16 protein-coding genes and 1 pseudogene are annotated in these 15,968 nt (G+C 66.3%); 3 read left to right on the top strand and 14 right to left on the bottom strand.

Going from position 1 to position 15,968, the window contains the following annotated elements:
* Positions 1-25: 25 nt before the first annotated feature.
* From AB0H56_RS29695 to hisD, 7 genes and pseudogenes are all read right to left on the bottom strand, one after another.
* The gene (locus tag AB0H56_RS29695; RefSeq protein ID WP_357169416.1) at positions 26-367 is read right to left on the bottom strand and encodes an FAD-dependent oxidoreductase; all 342 of its coding nucleotides are present in this window, start codon (positions 365-367) and stop codon (positions 26-28) included.
* 94 nt (positions 368-461) lie between these two features.
* A pseudogene (locus tag AB0H56_RS29690) lies at positions 462-1,199 on the bottom strand (FAD-dependent oxidoreductase); the annotation flags it as partial.
* 253 nt (positions 1,200-1,452) lie between these two features.
* Positions 1,453-2,838 (bottom strand): MFS transporter, encoded by a 1,386-nt coding sequence (locus AB0H56_RS29685; protein ID WP_357169381.1) that lies wholly within the window; start codon positions 2,836-2,838, stop codon positions 1,453-1,455.
* Positions 2,839-3,022: 184 nt separating this feature from the next.
* Complete coding sequence (locus AB0H56_RS29680) at positions 3,023-3,418, bottom strand: RidA family protein (RefSeq protein WP_357169378.1); 396 nt, start codon at positions 3,416-3,418, stop codon at positions 3,023-3,025.
* A 23-nt stretch (positions 3,419-3,441) separates the two neighbouring features.
* The gene (locus AB0H56_RS29675) at positions 3,442-4,272 is read right to left on the bottom strand and encodes a phytanoyl-CoA dioxygenase family protein (RefSeq protein WP_357169375.1); all 831 of its coding nucleotides are present in this window, start codon (positions 4,270-4,272) and stop codon (positions 3,442-3,444) included.
* Between the two features lie 73 nt (positions 4,273-4,345).
* Positions 4,346-4,810, bottom strand: coding sequence for a thioesterase family protein (locus AB0H56_RS29670; protein ID WP_357169372.1), 465 nt, complete (start codon positions 4,808-4,810; stop codon positions 4,346-4,348).
* A complete protein-coding gene (gene hisD / locus AB0H56_RS29665; protein WP_357169369.1) occupies positions 4,807-6,126 on the bottom strand; it encodes a histidinol dehydrogenase in 1,320 nt (439 codons plus the stop codon). Before hisD ends, AB0H56_RS29670 begins: the two co-directional genes overlap by 4 nt.
* A 90-nt stretch (positions 6,127-6,216) precedes the next feature.
* On the opposite strand from hisD, the gene AB0H56_RS29660 reads away from it, so the two are divergent.
* Positions 6,217-7,215: a LacI family DNA-binding transcriptional regulator gene (locus tag AB0H56_RS29660; RefSeq protein WP_357169366.1), complete on the top strand. Its 999-nt coding sequence runs from the start codon at positions 6,217-6,219 to the stop codon at positions 7,213-7,215.
* A gap of 21 nt (positions 7,216-7,236) precedes the next feature.
* On the opposite strand, the gene AB0H56_RS29655 is transcribed toward AB0H56_RS29660, so the two are convergent.
* Complete coding sequence (locus AB0H56_RS29655; RefSeq protein ID WP_357169363.1) at positions 7,237-8,403, bottom strand: alpha-hydroxy-acid oxidizing protein; 1,167 nt, start codon at positions 8,401-8,403, stop codon at positions 7,237-7,239.
* Positions 8,404-8,550: 147 nt separating this feature from the next.
* Between AB0H56_RS29655 and AB0H56_RS29650 the strand changes: the two genes are divergently transcribed.
* A complete protein-coding gene (locus AB0H56_RS29650) occupies positions 8,551-9,381 on the top strand; it encodes a phytanoyl-CoA dioxygenase family protein (RefSeq protein ID WP_357169360.1) in 831 nt (276 codons plus the stop codon).
* A 12-nt stretch (positions 9,382-9,393) separates the two neighbouring features.
* The gene (locus tag AB0H56_RS29645; protein WP_357169357.1) at positions 9,394-10,278 is read left to right on the top strand and encodes an MBL fold metallo-hydrolase; all 885 of its coding nucleotides are present in this window, start codon (positions 9,394-9,396) and stop codon (positions 10,276-10,278) included.
* A gap of 70 nt (positions 10,279-10,348) precedes the next feature.
* Here AB0H56_RS29645 and AB0H56_RS29640 read toward each other — a convergent pair whose 3' ends face one another.
* From AB0H56_RS29640 to AB0H56_RS29615, 6 genes are all read right to left on the bottom strand, one after another.
* Positions 10,349-11,617, bottom strand: a complete 1,269-nt coding sequence (locus tag AB0H56_RS29640; protein ID WP_357169354.1) for an NAD(P)/FAD-dependent oxidoreductase — start codon at positions 11,615-11,617, stop codon at positions 10,349-10,351.
* Positions 11,618-11,735: 118 nt separating this feature from the next.
* Positions 11,736-12,395 (bottom strand): TetR/AcrR family transcriptional regulator, encoded by a 660-nt coding sequence (locus tag AB0H56_RS29635; RefSeq protein ID WP_357169351.1) that lies wholly within the window; start codon positions 12,393-12,395, stop codon positions 11,736-11,738.
* A gap of 305 nt (positions 12,396-12,700) precedes the next feature.
* Positions 12,701-12,856 carry a hypothetical protein gene (locus AB0H56_RS29630; protein ID WP_357169348.1) on the bottom strand — a complete coding sequence of 52 codons (156 nt, stop codon included), beginning with the start codon at positions 12,854-12,856 and terminating at the stop codon, positions 12,701-12,703.
* Between the two features lie 303 nt (positions 12,857-13,159).
* Positions 13,160-13,405: a hypothetical protein gene (locus AB0H56_RS29625; protein WP_357169345.1), complete on the bottom strand. Its 246-nt coding sequence runs from the start codon at positions 13,403-13,405 to the stop codon at positions 13,160-13,162.
* A gap of 220 nt (positions 13,406-13,625) precedes the next feature.
* Positions 13,626-14,753 carry an acyl-CoA dehydrogenase family protein gene (locus tag AB0H56_RS29620; RefSeq protein WP_357169342.1) on the bottom strand — a complete coding sequence of 376 codons (1,128 nt, stop codon included), beginning with the start codon at positions 14,751-14,753 and terminating at the stop codon, positions 13,626-13,628.
* A 22-nt stretch (positions 14,754-14,775) separates the two neighbouring features.
* The gene (locus AB0H56_RS29615; RefSeq protein ID WP_357169339.1) at positions 14,776-15,948 is read right to left on the bottom strand and encodes an acyl-CoA dehydrogenase family protein; all 1,173 of its coding nucleotides are present in this window, start codon (positions 15,946-15,948) and stop codon (positions 14,776-14,778) included.
* Positions 15,949-15,968 lie beyond the last annotated feature (20 nt).

The raw sequence follows: 15,968 nt of genomic DNA, 5'->3' as shown, positions 1-15,968 counted from the left end.
CAGGGCAGTTCTCTTGTGCGCAGACTCAGCGACGCGCGCGGCGGTCGCTGATCCGGTCGGCCAGCCAGGCTGCCCGCAGCACCGGATTGTGCAGGTACAGCGAGCGGGCGAAGCGAGCTTCGCTGCGCCAGAACGGAATCAGGTCGTGATGAATCGCGTCGGTGGTGAGGTGGTCGGCGAGCAAGAATCCGAGGTACGGCGCCTGGCCGAGGCCGTGGCCATTGCAGCCGATGGTGTAGAAGACGTTCTTGGACACCTGCCCGGCCACCGGCAGCCGCGTGGTGGTCATGGCGATCCAGCCGCCCCACGTCTTGGTGACGGGCACTTCCCGCAGCGATGGGAATCGCGCGCGGAACGCGGAAGTCAGCGACGGCCGGGCTCGACGTGCGATCGGTGAGCGGGTTCTTGCCCACCTCGAGTCGGCGAACGCCCACCGCGATCGTGTTGGACGGAGTCACGTGATAGCTCTCCATCACATTGTGCTTGGTCGCCAGACCCGACCGGCTCGTCCACCCGGTGGCCGCGATCCGGTCCGCGTCGACCGGGGCCGTCTCGATCATGCTCACCCAGACCGGCTTGGACAGATGCTTCGGAGTGATCCCGATTTCGGGCGCGAAGGCGTTGTTGGCGAGCACCACGCGTTGGGCGCGCACCCGGCCCGACGGCGTGATCATCTGCGCGCCGGCACCGGTCTCGGCCACCGACTGCACGGGCGACTGTTCGAAGACCCGCACCCCCGAGCGCAGCAGTGCCGCACGCACCCCGAGGGTGAACATGCCTGGGTTCATGGTGCCACCGACGGTCGTGAGCACGCCGCCGAGGAAGGTATCGGGCAGGCCGAGTTCGCGCTGGTCACCGAACCGTTCGGAGGCGCCGGCGGCGATGAGCGCCTGCGCGTCGCGCCATGCTTTGCGCAGCTGGGCCTTCGTGACAGCCACTCCGACATTGCAGACCTGCTCGTACTCGCACTCGATGCCGAGCTGCTTGATCAGCTCCTCGGCGAATTGTACGGACCTCTCGGCGAACTGGACCAGGTCACGTAGCAGCCGCGGGTTCGTCTTGGCCAGGATCTGGGGTTCGCCGGTCGGCTTGCCCGACAGCTGACCGGCGTTGCGCGAGCTGGCGCCGTAACCGCAGAAGTCGGATTCGAGTACGACGACGTCGGCGCCGCGCTCGGCCAGCCGCAGTGCGATCGACATCCCGCCGAGGCCGCCGCCGACAACGGCGAGGTCGCAGCTGATGTCGGCCTCGAGCGGTGCAGCGAGGTCGGTCGGTCGATCGATCCAGCCGGTGAAGGTGATCCAGCCGGTGAAGGTTGTGTAGGTGGTGCCGGCATCCTCGGCCGAGTGCGGACCGCTGGTCCCGGTCATTGGTGTTGCTCTCATGGGTTCGACGGAGAGCGGTCGCGCGTTCTCAGACCACACGACCGCTCTCCGCGGGTTATCGGGAAGGTCAGTTCTCGACCGCGACGCCCTCGAGCGAGCGCTGTGTGGTCCGTGGCCCGAACAGCAGGACCACCGCGGAGAACAGGATGTAGCAGATCGCGGCGGCGACCATCACGCCACCGATGCTCCACCGGCCGAACAGAGCGGCACCGAGCACACCGGAGACGGCGCCGCCGACACGGGCGATGCCGATGACGACACCCGTGCCGATGCCGCGACCCTGCGGCGGCATGGCCTCGGGGATGTAGGCGAAGTACACGTTGATCACCAGACCGGTCGTGATGGCCGCGGCGCCGCCGGCGGCCGTGACCACCCAGTTCTGTGTGGAGACGCCGAGCAACACCAACGGAATGGCACTGGCGATCGACCCGAAGAAGATCAGTGTCTTACGTTCGACCCGGTCCATCAGCGCCAGCGCAACGAGTGGCGTCACGCAGTAGACGACATTCCAGACCAGCTGGATCTCATAGGCCGTGCCCTCGTCGTACTTCAGGCCCTCGATGAGCGAGTACAACGCCCAGTTGCCGAACAGGTAATAGCCCAGCGTCGATCCGAAGTAGCCGATACCGACGACGGCGATCACCCGCACGACATTCTTGTCGGAGAACACCTGCCGCAGCGACCGCTTCTCGACAGGTGCGTCGGGCACCACTGACGGCTCGGGCAGCGGGCCGCGCCGCAACGCGATCGTCTCGAGCTTGGTCACCAGCGCCTCGGCCTCGTCGAGCTTGCCGCGGGAGATCTGCCAGCGCACCGACTCTGGGAGAATGACCCGCGCCAGCGGCGCGATCACCAGACCGACGCTGCCGATGATGAACAGGTGCCGCCAGGTGTCGGGGCCGCCATTGGGAATCGCGACCATCGCCAGGAAGGCGACCAGCGGCGCGACGATCACAAAGCCCGTCGTGAGCACCGAGGCGAACCGGCCGCGCGTCTTGCTCGGGAACATCTCGGCCACGTAGACCAGCAGGACCGAGGTCGCCGCCTGGACACCGAGCCCGGTGATGAAGCGCGCGAACATCATCGCCTCGAAACTGGTGGCGAACGCGGTGGCCAACGCACCGGCCGAGTAGACGACGGTGGCCCAGATCAGCACCTGACGTCGACCGAACCGGTCCGAGAGCCGCCCGCCGCCCAGCGCACCGACGATCATGCCGACGAAGAACGTGCTACCCACCGTGCCGAGTTGGGGCAGGCTCAGGCCGGTGTTCTCCGCGATCGAGGGCAGCACGTAGGCGAACAGAGCATTGTCGTAGTACTCGAGCGCCAGATTGATCGCCAGGACCGAGATCCAGACGATATGTGGAGGAATCACCGGCAGCCGGTCGAGCCGGGCAGCCAGCCGCGCGCCATCGGTGTGCGCATCGGCCTCGAGGGTGTCCAAAGGTCTCATGGTTTTCCATCCCGCGGCGGGACCGGTACACTCGGCGACGTAGCGTGGGGACGTCTACAGAGCCGGGGGTCGGTAACGACCGCTGAGCTAGCGAAAGTCAATATGAGGGTGCAGTTTCGGGTGTCCGCCCGTCCTGCGATCAGCTGCGATCCCGGCGTGCAGGCCACGCCGGGTCCGCGTCGAATCAGTCGCCGACAGCGGCGACGACCCGAACTTCCACCAGCAGACCCTCGCGTGCCAGCTGGGAGACGCCGACACCGGTCCAGGCCGGGAAGTTCTGGGGCAGGTACTCGTCCTTCACCTTGACGAATTCCTCGATGTCCTGGCGCATATCGGTGTGGAACGTCATCAGCTCGACGATGTCGCTCAGGCTCGCCCCCGCGGCCTCGAGCACCGAGCGTACACCCTCGAAAGCGATCCGGGCCTGGGCGTCCATGCCGTCGGCCGGCTGTCCGGTGGCCTTGTCGATCCCCACCTGCCCCGAGACCCAGATCAGATTCCCGGCGCGGACGGCCTGGGAGAAGTGGAGCCGATCGTAGGTGGCCTCGGTGCCGGGCGGGTTGATCAATTGTCGCTGCATATGATGCTTCTCCTACTGTGTGTCTAGACGAGCTGACGGAAAACGGGGGAACGGAACGGGTCGCCTGCGTTCAGCTTCGCCATCTCCTCGACGAACAACGGCCCGTTGCGGGCGTAGCGCGGATTCGAGTCGGGCAGCGGCCGGAACGTCGCATCGTCGCCGAAGAACCGCAGAACCAGGGTGTGGCGGTCGGGAAAGTCCTCGTCCACGCCCGCGCCGCCGTGCAGGCAGTGCGGGTGCAGCGCGACGATGTCGCCGGGGGTGACCTCGAAGGAGACTACGTCGAAAGCGTTGGGATCCTTGGCCAATTCGGCATCGATGTGGGGCAGCCGGGGCCAGGTGCCGTCGCCGTACACCGGGTCGGTCGGGTCGTCGGGGTTTCGGAAGCTGGCACCGTCGTACTGGATGCCGAGGTGTGATCCGCGCACGATCTCGAGCGAGTTCTTCTTGGGCACCTTTTGGAAGGAGATCCAGGCGTTGCCCCAGTGCTTGCCCGCCCACGGCAGCACCGAGGTGTCCTGATGCCAGGGGCCGCGACCACTCTTGCCGCCCTCCTTGACGAACACCTCCTCGGCGAAGTACCAGACATGTTCGGAGCCCCACAGTTCGGCGAACAGTTCGCCGAACGGCATCTGCGACACCATGTCGTCGAGGCGGTCCTTGGCCAGCGGATTCGAGTTGTCGATGTGGGTTTGCAGACTGGTCCCGTCCAAGGCGCGGAACACATACGGTCCCGGGTTCTCGACGTCCCACTTGAACGCGTCGTAGCACTGCGCCAATTGGGACTCGTTCAGGCAGTCCTTGATCAGGACGGCGCCGTCGTTGCGGAACGACTCCTTCACTGACTGGTCCATAGGTATGACCTTTCTGCAAATCGGGGTGACTCACGTCACGGTAGCGCGAGGCACCCCGTTTGCACAACGCTTGTTATGTAAATTTCTCCACAGCGGACTGGGCCAGCGGGGCGACGAGTGCGCGGACCGCCTCGGGGACCGGCACCGGCCTGCGCGTGTGCGGATCGACATAGACGTGGACGAACTCACCGTGCGCGCACAGCGTCAGTCCCCCGTCGTCACCGAGCAGGAAGATCGCGGGCCGATAGGTCACGCTGCTGCGACCCACCCGCGCCACTGCGATACCCACCCGCAACCGGTTGGGAAAGTGCAGCTCACGCACGAACTGGCACGAACTGGACACCACGACACCGAGAGCGGGCAGATCGCGCACCCGCACCCCGTCCAGGCTCTCGATCAGCCAGCCGTTGATCGCGGAGTCGAAGTACTCGTAATACACCGCGTTGTTCACATGGCCGTAGTGGTCGTCGTCGGCCAGCCGCACCCGCAGGTCGTACCAGGCATGCTGGGTGGCCGGATCGGGTTGGGGCGGTGTCATCGCGGATCCCACCTCAGCTGCTCGCCCAGCACCTTCGCCGCGCGCACATCGCCCGAACGCGCGTGCCCCTCGAAGGTCTCGACCCGCGACGCACGCCCGCACAGCTCGCCGAGTTCGGCACTCGCGCGTGGATCGGTGACCTCCTGATAGGTCACCGTCTTGAGGTACTTGCCGACCCAGAGACCACCGGTGTAACGGGCAGCGCCGCGGGTCGGCAGGGTGTGGTTGGTGCCGATCACCTTGTCGCCGTAGGAGACACAGGTCCCTTCGCCGAGGAACAGAGCTCCGTAGTTGCGCATGACGTCGAGCGCGACCCGCGGCTCCCGCGTCAGGATCTGAACGTGCTCGCTGGCATAGGTGTCGGCGACGCGGTAGGCGTCCTCGATACCGCCGTGCACGACAACGACCTCGCCGTGGTCACGCCAGGCGGGTTCGGCGTAGTCACGGGTGGGCATGGTCGGCACGATCGTCTCGATCAGCCGGATCACCTCGGCCGCGAGCGCGGCGGAGGTGGTGATCAGCACCGCGGGTGAGTCGGGGCCGTGCTCTGCCTGACTGAGCAGATCCACCGCAACGATGAAAGGGTCGGCGAATTCGTCGGCGACCACGAGGATCTCGGTCGGGCCGGCGAACAGGTCGATGCCGACCTCACCGAAGAGTTGCCGCTTGGCCTCGGCGACGAAGGCGTTACCCGGTCCCGCGAGCATGTCGACTTTGTCGATCGACTCGGTACCGACGGCCATCGCTGCGACGGCCTGCACGCCGCCGAGGACGTTGATCTGGTCGGCTCCCGCCAGGTGCATGGCGGCGATGGTCGCGGCAGGTAGCTCGCCCTTGATCGGCGGCGTGCAAGCGGTGACGTGCTCGACACCGGCGACCTTGGCGGTGACCACGGTCATGTGTGCCGATGCGACGAGCGGGTAGCGCCCGCCGGGCACATAGGCGCCCGCGCGGTCGACCGGCAGCGAGCGCTGACCCAGGAACACGCCCGGGCGGACCTCGGCCTCGAAGTCGGACAGCGAATCGCGTTGCCGCTGAGCGAAATCGCGGACATTGGCCTGCACTGTGCGGATGTCGTCGAGAACCGTGGACGGCACACTGTCCACGACGGCGCGGATCCGGTCGGGGCGCAGCGCGAAGCTCTCGGGTGCCCAGTTGTCGAATTTTGCCGAGTAGCGGCGCACGGCGTCGTCGCCGTTGGCTCGGATGTCGTCGATGACACCGCGCACGATGTCGGCGACATCGCGCTGCTGAGCAACCACCGCGGTGGCGCCCTTCTTCAGGATGGTGGTTTCAGGGGGTAGGGAAATAGACATGCGGCCGAGACTGGATTGCATACGTATACATGTCAACCATTTCTATCGCTTCAACCACCATGAATGTTGACGCATACGTATACTCAGCCGATGGCAGTGACGAGTATCGACGTCGCCCGGCGAGCGGGCGTCTCCCAGGCCACCGTCTCGCGGGCGCTGCGCGATCAACGCGGCACCTCCGAGGCGACCCGCCGCCATGTGCGGAAGGTAGCGCGCGAACTCGGTTACGTGCCACTGCAATCCGGGCGGTCACTGTCGACGAGCCGGTCGCGGCGCATCGGCATCGTGGTAGGTGAACTCACCAACCCGTTCTATGCCGCCCTGGTCGCGTCGATCGTGCACGAGCTCGACGCGCGGGGCTATCTCGGTGTCCTGCTGCACGACAGCGACATCTGTGAGCCCGACAGCGCCCCGATCTTCGACGGATCGTTCGACGGCGTCCTGCTCACCACCACCTCCGATTCACGCCTGGCCGACGAGATCGAGCGCCGCGGAATCCCCTATTGCCTGATCAACCGCGAGATCAGCGGTCGACGGCCGGTCTCGGCCAACGTCCCTGACAATGTGCTCGGCGCTGAACTCGTCGCCGAACTACTCATCGAGCTCGGGCATACCGAGATCGGCGTCATCGCTGGGCCCGCGACCACGAGCACGGGCAGTGAACGGCTGCGCGGGTTCCGCGACGCGCTTGCCCGGCACGGGATCGCGCTACACCCGGACGCCGTGGGCGAGACGGCGTTCACCATCGACGGCGGGTGCGCCTCCGCGCGCGCCGTCCTCACTGCCCGGCCCGCCCTCACCGCGCTGTTCTGCGCCAACGACGTGCTGGCCATCGGCGCGCTCGAGGCCGCGACCCAACTTGCCCGCCAGGTGCCCGATCAGCTCACGGTCGTCGGCTTCGACGACATCCCGTTGGCGAGGCTGCGCGCCTTCGACCTGACGACAGTTGCGGTCGACCTCACCGCCCTCGCACGACGGGCGACAGCGCACCTACTCGACCGGGTGGAGGATCCGCAGATCGAACCCCAGCGTGTCGTCCACGAGGTGCGGTTGGTGCGGCGCGGCACGCACGCCGCGCCGCCGCGCTGACCGATTCACACCACACCGAGCTCATAGGACGCAGCGGATCGCGTCCCGCGTCAGATCAGCGATCCTCGGGTAGCCATCGATCGCCATCAGCAGGTCGGCCTCGGCCAGTACCGAACGCAGATGGTGGACGAGTCCGTCCTCGCCGCCCGTGGCCGCGGCGTAGACGTAGGAGCGGCCCAGGCCGACCGCGGTGGCACCCAGCGCCAGCGCCTTGACGACATCGGTTCCGCTGCGCACCCCGGAGTCGAACAGTACCGGGCGACCCTCGGCCGCCGCGACCACCTCGGGCAGCGAGTCGAGAGCAGGCAGGCCGCCATTGGCTTGGCGCCCACCATGATTCGAGCAGTAGATACCGTCGGCCCCGGCATCGATCGCGCGCCGCACATCGTCGCCGTGGCAAATGCCCTTGACCACGATCGGCAGCCGGGTCGCTTCTCGCATCCACCCGAGGTCGTCCCACGTCACCGATTCGCCGAACACCCGCGACCAGAGCTGAATGGCGCCGACCGGGTCGTCCTGCGGGTCGCGGCCGAGCATGGCGCGGAAGCGCTCGTCGGAGAAGTAGTTGGCCAGACACCAGCCGCGTAGCTGCGGGAAGTTGGCGGTGTTCAGATCGCGCGGACGCCAGCCGGGCACCCAGGTGTCCATGGTGACGACGATGGCCTTGTATCCGGCGCGTTCGGCCCGCTGGATGAAGCTGACGGCCAGTTCGCGGTCGGTCGGGGTGTAGAGCTGGAACAGCCCGGGGGTCTGCTCATGGATGGCTCCGGTGACCTCCACGGGGTCCATGGCCAGGGTTGATTGGACGACTGGGACGCCGGTGCGCTCGGCCGCCCTTGCCACGGTCAGGTCGCCGTGGAAATCGGCGGTGCAGATGCCCATCACCCCGATCGGTGCCAGGAAGACCGGGCTGGGCAGGGTCATCCCGAACAGCTCGACGGACAGGTCGCGCACCTGTGCACCGTTGCCCATGCGTGGCACGAGGCCCCACTTCCCGAACGCGGTCACGTTCGCGCGCTGGGTGTGCTCGTCGCCGCAGCCGCCGGCCACATACGACCAGATCCAGCTCGGTAGCGCCTCGGCCGCCTTGCGTTCGAGGGTGTCGATATCCACGGGGTAACGCGGGAGCTGACCCCGCAGCCCGTCGCCGTAGATCTCGTTCTGGAAGTCACCGAACCTGCGCGTCATCGGACCGACACTAGCCAACCGGCAAATTTTACACAACGCTTGTTACTTAAATTATCGATCGCCATCGGCATTTTACATAACATCTGTTGTGTCAATCGCTGCACCTCGATACGCTGACCGAATCGGCTGAGACTTCAAGGAGCAACGATGGATGACTTGATCACGAAGACCTTCCGCGAAGACGGCGCGGTCCTGTTGAAGAACTGCCTCGACGAGGCCCAGCTCGCGCGGTGCTACGAGGAGTTCCAGTGGGGCATCGATAACCTGAGCCCGACCGGCAAGCAGGTCTTCGACGGCGACAAGCTGACCTACCACGTCGACAACGCCAACCCGCTGGCCAAGCAGCGACTCGACGAGCTGGCCGCCGCGCTGCCGCTGGGGCAGATTTTCGCCGAACTGTGGGGCTCGGAGCGGGTGTGGTACTTCGCCGAGGAGACCTTCCTGCGCGCCAACGGCCTGCCCGGCCGCGGCCCGTGGCACCAGGACAATGCGTACCTGCCCTGGACCGGGGAGCACTGGGGCAATGCCTGGATCAGTTTCCAGTCGCTGCCGAAGCAGAACTCGCTGGAGGTCATCCGGGGTTCGCATCGCGGAATCCAGTACGACGGCAGCAGTTTCGCCAACCCCGACGACCCGACCGAGCCTCTGCACGGTGACGGCACCTGGCCACGGCTGCCCGATATCGACGCCGAACTCGCGGCCGACCCCCACGCCTACGATGTGGTCTCCACCGCGATCGAACCCGGCGACGTCTTCGCTCTGCATCCCGGTTCGCTGCACGGCGGCGCGCCGGTGGACGCCGACTGCCCAACCCGGCATACCCTGGTTCTGCGCTTCTTCGGCGACGACGCGACCTTCCGGCCGCTGCCCGAGGCGAACAAGCGCTTCGCCCGCAACGGCACACTGTTCACCGAGGAGATGGCGAAGCTGAACCCGGGCGAACCGTTCCGCTCCCCCATCTTCCGCCGCGTCGTCTGAGGATTCAGAGCATTGGTCACACCCCAGACCTTCGGCCGCGTCACCGTCTTGGCCGCCGACAACGGTGGCGTACTGCCCTACGGCAACTCGATGGTGGTGCACGGGAGCGAGCGCACGCTGGTCATCGATCCCTCCCTGGCCCTCGGGCCCGGCACCGTCGCGGCAGACCTGGTCTTCCTGAGCCACGGCCACGAGGACCACATCGCCGGGCTGAGGCATTTCGACGTGCCCAGCTACGCACATCACCTCGATGTGCCCGCAGTGTCCTCGCTCGACGCACTGGTCGATCAATACGGGCTGCCCCCGGACGCGCGCGACGAGGCCATCCGTGGGTTGCGCGACGAGTTCGGTCTCCCGGTGCGGCGCGATGGAGTGATCGGTGTAGCCGACGGCCACGTGTTCGAGTTGGGTGATGTCACCGCCACCGTCGTCCACCTGCCGGGACACACTCCCGGCCATTGCGGTGTGCTGGTGGAGCCGGACGGCTTCTTCTATGTCGGCGATATCGATCTCACCTCGTTCGGCCCCATGTACGGCGACGTGCACAGCAGTGCCGACGACTTCCTCGCCTCCATCGACCGGGTGGCGGCCGTAGACGCGCACTGGTACGGCACGTTCCACCAGAAGGGCGTGATCGAGGGCCCCGACGCGTTCCGTGAGCGCCTCGGCGCCTACCGCGCCAAGCTGTATGAGCGCGAACGCACCCTGCTGGACTTCCTCGAAGAACCGCGCTCGCTGGCGGAGATCGTGGCCCGCCGACTCGTGTATCGCCCGCATGTCTCGGCGCCCTATATCGACCCCATCGAACGGCGGGTGGCCGAACAACATCTGGCACGCCTGATCAAGGCCGGTGACGTCGCGGAATCACCAGACGGCACCTTCGAACGTACGGTGTGATCCACCGGTTCAACAGTGAATCCCCGGGAGGAGCTCCCGGGGATTCACTGTTTCCCAGATCCGCGTGCGGTCAGGAATCCGCGCGCACGGCCTGCACGATCTCGCGCGCTGCCCGCGCACCGGTTTCGATCGCACCGTCGATCCCGCCGACGCCGACAGAGGCGAAATCACCACTGGCGAAATGGATCCGGCCGTGCGGTTGCCGTAGCAACGGCGCGGAACCGGTGAGATGCCCCGGCCGGTGATGCACCCAGGTGCCCTGCGAATACGGATCGCCGACCCAGTCGTGGGAGGCAACCTCCAGCACCTCGAGATCAGGGACGAACAGGCGCAGAGCGCGCTGCACGGCCGCCCGGTCGGTGGGATCGATCGCGGCCGCGTCACTGCAGAAGCAGACGACCAAAGTGTCTCCCTCGTAGCGATACTCGGTGCGCGCCGAGTTGATCGGATGCTTGCCGGCGGGCGCGTGGGTCGAGAACGCCGGAACCTCGCCCTTCACCCGCGCCCAGATCTTCGCCGTGCGCATTGGATGCTTCTGTTCGATCATCTCCGCGGCGGGTGCCGGCGGGGTGATCGTCACGTCACCGAGCGTGTTGAGCGGAATCGCCAGAACCACGTGACGCACGCGAATCCGGTCGCCAGCTGCGGTGGTCACCGTGACGCCGGTCCCGTCGTCGTCTACCGCGGTAACCGGTGCGGACAGGTGTAGTTCGGCGGTGGATTCGCCGTTGATCGCCGTGAGCAGCCGCTTGGTGCCACCGTCGATAGGGAACCCGCCGGCGCCTTCCATGAAGGTCTCCCAGCTGCCTCCGTTGATCGAGGTCCAGAACAGGAACTGTGCCATGCCTTGTTCCGACTCCGAGTGCACCAGTGTGGCCATCACATCGGAGAGCACGTCGCGTTCGAACGTGGACAGACCCATCGAGTCGAGCCTGTCGGCGAGGGTTTCCTTTTCGATCGCCGTTGTGTCGGCGGCGGCGATATCGCCCGGTTGGGGGAACCATTCGCGCGCGTCGGCGAGCCAGCGGGTAGCCAGCGGCTTACTGACGGCGTTGTACTCGGCAGGTGTACCGGAATGGACAGTGCCGTCGGCCAGCCAATGGCACCGTCCGATCGCCAGTCGCCTGCTCAGGCCGATGTCGTAGCGCTTCAGCTCGTGCCACACATGTGCTTGTGACCAATGTGCATAGGTGCCGCCGAATTCCACCGGCCTTCCGAAGGCGTCCCCGACAAACGTGCGGCCACCGATACGGTCGCGCGCTTCGAGGTGGATCACCGAGTGCCCGGCGAGACTGAGATCCCGGGCCGCGGTGACGCCGGCGAAGCCCGCGCCGATCACCGCGACATCGTGGGTAAAGGTCACGAGTATCTCCTTTGCGAAGGACAGCAGATGCCCTCAACCTATCGAGATCCCCAGATTTACACAACAGTTGTTATGCAAACGTGCGCACGGCGATCTAGCGCGGAGAGATGAGCGCGAGAGTGGCTTCGATCAGCGCACTCGCCCGCGCACTGGTGAAACGTTCGGGCTCGATCGGATACAGCAGCGCCCACCCGTCACCCATGGCGCTGAGCTGGTCGGACAGGATGTGTGCGGGAATGTCGTCACGGACGACACCACTCGCCTGCGCGGCGGCCAGCACCTCTGCGTAATCGGCGCGGAATTTCGCGTAACGTCCGGCGATGAGCTCCGCGATCCTGGGTTCGGACCGCGCGGAGGTCAGCAGATCCGGCATCAACGGCCAGAACTTCGCTTCCTGACCTAGGTGGAACCATCGCGCCAGCAGCTCGCGGAGATCGGCGGTGTCGCGGATCGCCGCGATCATCGCGTCGTAGCGGTCGAAACGACTCACCACCAACGCCAGGACCAGGTCCTCCTTGTTGGCGAAATAGTAGGTCACCGCGCCTGTGGTATATCCGGCATGGTCGGCGACCCGTCGCATCGTCGCCTTGGCATATCCCTCGGCAGCGATCACCGAAGCCGCTGCCTCGAGCAACTCGGCGCGCTTGGCCTGATGGTCGCCCGCGGGACGACCACGGGGCACGGTCGCGACCGGTGCCTCAACGGACTGGTCCTGCTCCGCCACGCTCTGTTTCCGCTTCTGCGCCACGCCCACAGTTTTGCACAGCGTTATGCAGAAGAGTCGGCAGGTAAAGGCGGGGGTATTCGTGCAAGTCAACTGTCACCTGATGCCCGACGATACCCTCGGCTGCGCACAGTTGGTCCGTTGCGTCCGCCTCCGTTCGGCGTGCACTCCCCAGCGAGCGGCAACAAGAGCGGCGCCGAACCGTAGAAAAGAAGGCTGGCGCACTCGACACCAGAGTTGCCAAGCAGGGGCCTCACCCCCGGGGATCGCACCCGACCGCGAACCACAGACCCGAACCCAGAAACTGGCCGAGACGTTCGGTGAGCTCCAGCGGCTCATCGGGGGATATCGCGATCGGTGATCTGGTAGGCGATTCCAGCGAGGAAAGCCGCCACGAACCCGCGGCCGTCGAGGGAGACGCCCATCGCGAAGGCGAGCACCGGTATCACCAGGATGCCCGCAGCGGACGGTGCGCGGGTCGGTCCAGCCACGCGCCGAAGCATCCGAGAGCCCGACGCCCGCCGCGACCCCGACCAGGACCGCCTTGTCGACGGCAGCCAGAGCATGCCCCCAGCGCTCCCGACACGCCCTCCGAGTCGATCGCGCGCCGGTACGCTTCCACAGCGAACAGCATGATCGGCGCGCCGAGAGCCCATCGTTGAGGCCACTTTCGACATTGCGCGTGCCCCACCGGCTTGGTGATTCGGTTATCGCGCAGGATCGATTGCGCGGGACGCAGATCGGTCGGAATCACGATGCAGGGAGGATCAGCAGCAGCGGCCACGAATCCAGCTTCAGCACGAACTCCCCACGACTGCGGCCACGGGGATGCTGGCCACGAAGGCCACCAGCATCCCCGTGACCCGGTGTTCCGGGCGACACGTTCGCGAATCTCGGCCGCGGCGCTGAACAAGTACAGTGCCCCGCACGAACCCGACGACGCGCAATACGATGCTCGGATCGATCAACGCCAGCGGCGACACGTCGTCGGTCAGCCCGACGACGGCGTCTGCGACGATCATGGCGACCGGCTCGGTCACGCTCCATCGAGCGAAGAACGCGACGCACAGCCCAGCCCAGGCCGATCGCCATCGTCCTGGGGTCGCGAGAAGCGTTATCCGCCCCCGCATGTACTCGAAAGGTCGACACCCGCAGGCTACGACACGGGGACGTCCCGGAAGTCGAGCCGAGCGCGCGTGTTCTCGGCGTTCGGCCGGTCCGAGGACCACGCCGATAGACCCCGTTGCCCAGTCCCAGTACCTAGAGCTCGACCAGGCTGTAGTCGGCGACCTGGCCGCTGAGCAGGCGCAGATGGTCGTCAGCGGCACCGAAGATCTGATCGATCACGGTGAGCCGGGCGACGTAGTGGCCGACCGGATATTCGGCGGTCATGCCGATACCGCCGTGCATCTGGATAGACTCCTGCCCGATGTGTTTGGCTGAGCGGCCGATCTGCAACTTGGCACGGGAAGCCACGATTGGGTCGACACGCCCCTCGGCCAGACAGGCCGTCGCGTAGAACACCATACTGCGTGCCTCCTCGAGCGAGACGTACATGTCGGCGGCACGTTGAGTAAGCGTCTGGAACTTCGACAACGTCACCCCGAACTGCTTGCGCGTCTTCAGATAGTCGGTGGTGAGCCGCAGCGACTCCTCCAGCGCACCCAATGCCTCCGCACACATCGCGGCCTGTGCCCGCACGATGCCCCGCTCGACGGCCGGGGTTGCATCGGTAGTGTCACCCAGCAATTCGGCAGGGACACCAGTGAATTCGATGTCGGCAGCCCGGCCACCGTCATGGGTCCGGTACGCCCGTCTGCTCACCCCGGCGGCCTCGGCGTCGACAAGGAACAGGCCGGTACCCCCGTCGGGCAGGGCCGCGCTCACCACGAGCTGGTCGGCGCAGTCGCCACGCAACACAGGATTCTTACGCCCGCTGATCGTCCACGTGCCCTGCTGTTCGGCGGCGTGCGTACCGACCAGTGCCGAGGGCCAGCGGGTGCCGGGTTCGGTGTGCGCGAAGGCCAGCAGCAGTACGCCTTCGGCGACCTGGGGAAGGACCTGCTTGCGCTGCACCGTGGTGCCGACCTCGGCGATCAATCCGCCCGGCAGCAGTACGCTGTCCAGGATCGGTTCCGGGGCGAGCCTGCGCCCGAGTTCGACCATGACGGCCATGATCTCGACCGGGCCGGCGCCCATCCCGCCGTCGTCCTCTGCGAAGGAGAGCCCCAGCAGCCCGATCTCGGCCAGTATTGCCCACACGTCCCGGCTCCAACCGAGTTCGGAGCCGACCACATCGGCCCGCTTTTCCGGGTCGTAGCTGCGGGCGAGCAGATCGCGGGTGGTGTCACGCAGCAGCTGCTGCTCGTCGTCGAGAGCGAAATCCATGGGATCGACTCACAATCTGTGTTCAGAGGCCGAGGATCGTCGAGGCGATGATGCTGCGTTGCACCTCGTTGGACCCTCCGTAGATGGATGTCTTGCGGTAGTTGAGGTAGGTGGCGGTGCTACGCTGGGCCCACTGCGGGCTCGCGATCTCCGGGCCCGCCGCGTACGGCAGCGCATCCGGCCCGGCGATATCCACCAGCAGTTCGGTGGCCGCCTGCTGCAGCTCGGTGCCGCGCAGTTTCAGCACCGACGACGCCGGGTTCGGCTTGCCGTCGGTGCCATCGGACACCACCCGGAGCAGCGTCAATTGCAGTGCCAGCAGCTGGTTTTCGAGTTCGGCTACGCGCGCGGCGAACAATGGATCTGCCAGCAGCGTGCCGCCTGCCACCGTCGTCTGCGCCGCGCGTTCCTTGGCCAGCGCCAAGGCGACCTTGGTCCGCCCGACCGCGGTGATGCCGGTGCGCTCGTTGCCGAGCAGGAACTTGGCGTAGGTCCAGCCCTGGTTCTCTTCGCCGACGAGTTGGTCGGCGGGTACGCGCACGTTGTCGAAGAACACCTCGTTGACCTCGAAGCCGCCGTCGATCAACTCGATCGGCCGGACGGTGATGCCGGGCGTGCTCAACTCGATTAGCAGGAACGAGATGCCCGCCTGCTTCTTCGCGTTCGGGTCTGTGCGGACCAAGCAGAAGATCCAGTCGGCGTACTGGCCCAGCGTCGTCCAGGTTTTCTGGCCGTTGACGACATAGCTGTCGCCGTCGCGCACGGCGGTGGTTCGCAGCGAAGCGAGGTCGGATCCGGCCTCAGGCTCGGAAAAGCCCTGGCACCACCAGATGTCGAGATTCGCCGTCGGCGGCAGGAAGCGCTGTTTGAGTTCCTGAGAACCGAACGTGGCGATCACCGGCCCGACCATGTTCGCGTTGAACGTCAACGGTTCCGGCACCGACGCCAGCTGCATCTCGTCGTGCCAGATGTGACGCTGAGTCGCCGACCACTGCTGACCGCCCCATTCCACCGGCCAGTTCGGCACCGCGAGCCCGTGCGCATTGAGCGTCTGCTGGCAGGTCACGATCTCGGCCTTGCTCAGCTCCTCCCCCTGGCGCACCTTCTCCCGAATCCCTGCGGGAATCTCGGTTCGAAAGAAGTCCCGCAGCGTGTCGCGAAATGTCGTCTCGTCGGCGGTCAGTGCCAATTTCATCGTGCGCACCGGCTTCCTTC

The organism is Nocardia sp. NPDC050717, assembly GCF_040654275.1.
Classification (GTDB): domain Bacteria; phylum Actinomycetota; class Actinomycetes; order Mycobacteriales; family Mycobacteriaceae; genus Nocardia.
The sequence above is the reverse complement of the archived record's forward strand: the minus strand, read 5'-3'. Positions and strand labels throughout refer to the sequence as shown.

What these genes read in the sequence shown, in the direction of transcription:
- AB0H56_RS29655 (WP_357169363.1), bottom strand. Translation starts at nt 8,403, where the DNA reads ATGACGCGCAGGTTCGGTGACTTCCAGAACGAGATCTACGGCGACGGG.
- AB0H56_RS29615 (WP_357169339.1), bottom strand. Translation starts at nt 15,948, where the DNA reads ATGAAATTGGCACTGACCGCCGACGAGACGACATTTCGCGACACGCTG.
- AB0H56_RS29685 (WP_357169381.1), bottom strand. Translation starts at nt 2,838, where the DNA reads ATGAGACCTTTGGACACCCTCGAGGCCGATGCGCACACCGATGGCGCG.
- AB0H56_RS29620 (WP_357169342.1), bottom strand. Translation starts at nt 14,753, where the DNA reads ATGGATTTCGCTCTCGACGACGAGCAGCAGCTGCTGCGTGACACCACC.
- AB0H56_RS29675 (WP_357169375.1), bottom strand. Translation starts at nt 4,272, where the DNA reads ATGGACCAGTCAGTGAAGGAGTCGTTCCGCAACGACGGCGCCGTCCTG.
- AB0H56_RS29660 (WP_357169366.1), top strand. Translation starts at nt 6,217, where the DNA reads ATGGCAGTGACGAGTATCGACGTCGCCCGGCGAGCGGGCGTCTCCCAG.
- AB0H56_RS29650 (WP_357169360.1), top strand. Translation starts at nt 8,551, where the DNA reads ATGGATGACTTGATCACGAAGACCTTCCGCGAAGACGGCGCGGTCCTG.
- hisD (WP_357169369.1), bottom strand. Translation starts at nt 6,126, where the DNA reads ATGTCTATTTCCCTACCCCCTGAAACCACCATCCTGAAGAAGGGCGCC.
- AB0H56_RS29680 (WP_357169378.1), bottom strand. Translation starts at nt 3,418, where the DNA reads ATGCAGCGACAATTGATCAACCCGCCCGGCACCGAGGCCACCTACGAT.
- AB0H56_RS29670 (WP_357169372.1), bottom strand. Translation starts at nt 4,810, where the DNA reads ATGACACCGCCCCAACCCGATCCGGCCACCCAGCATGCCTGGTACGAC.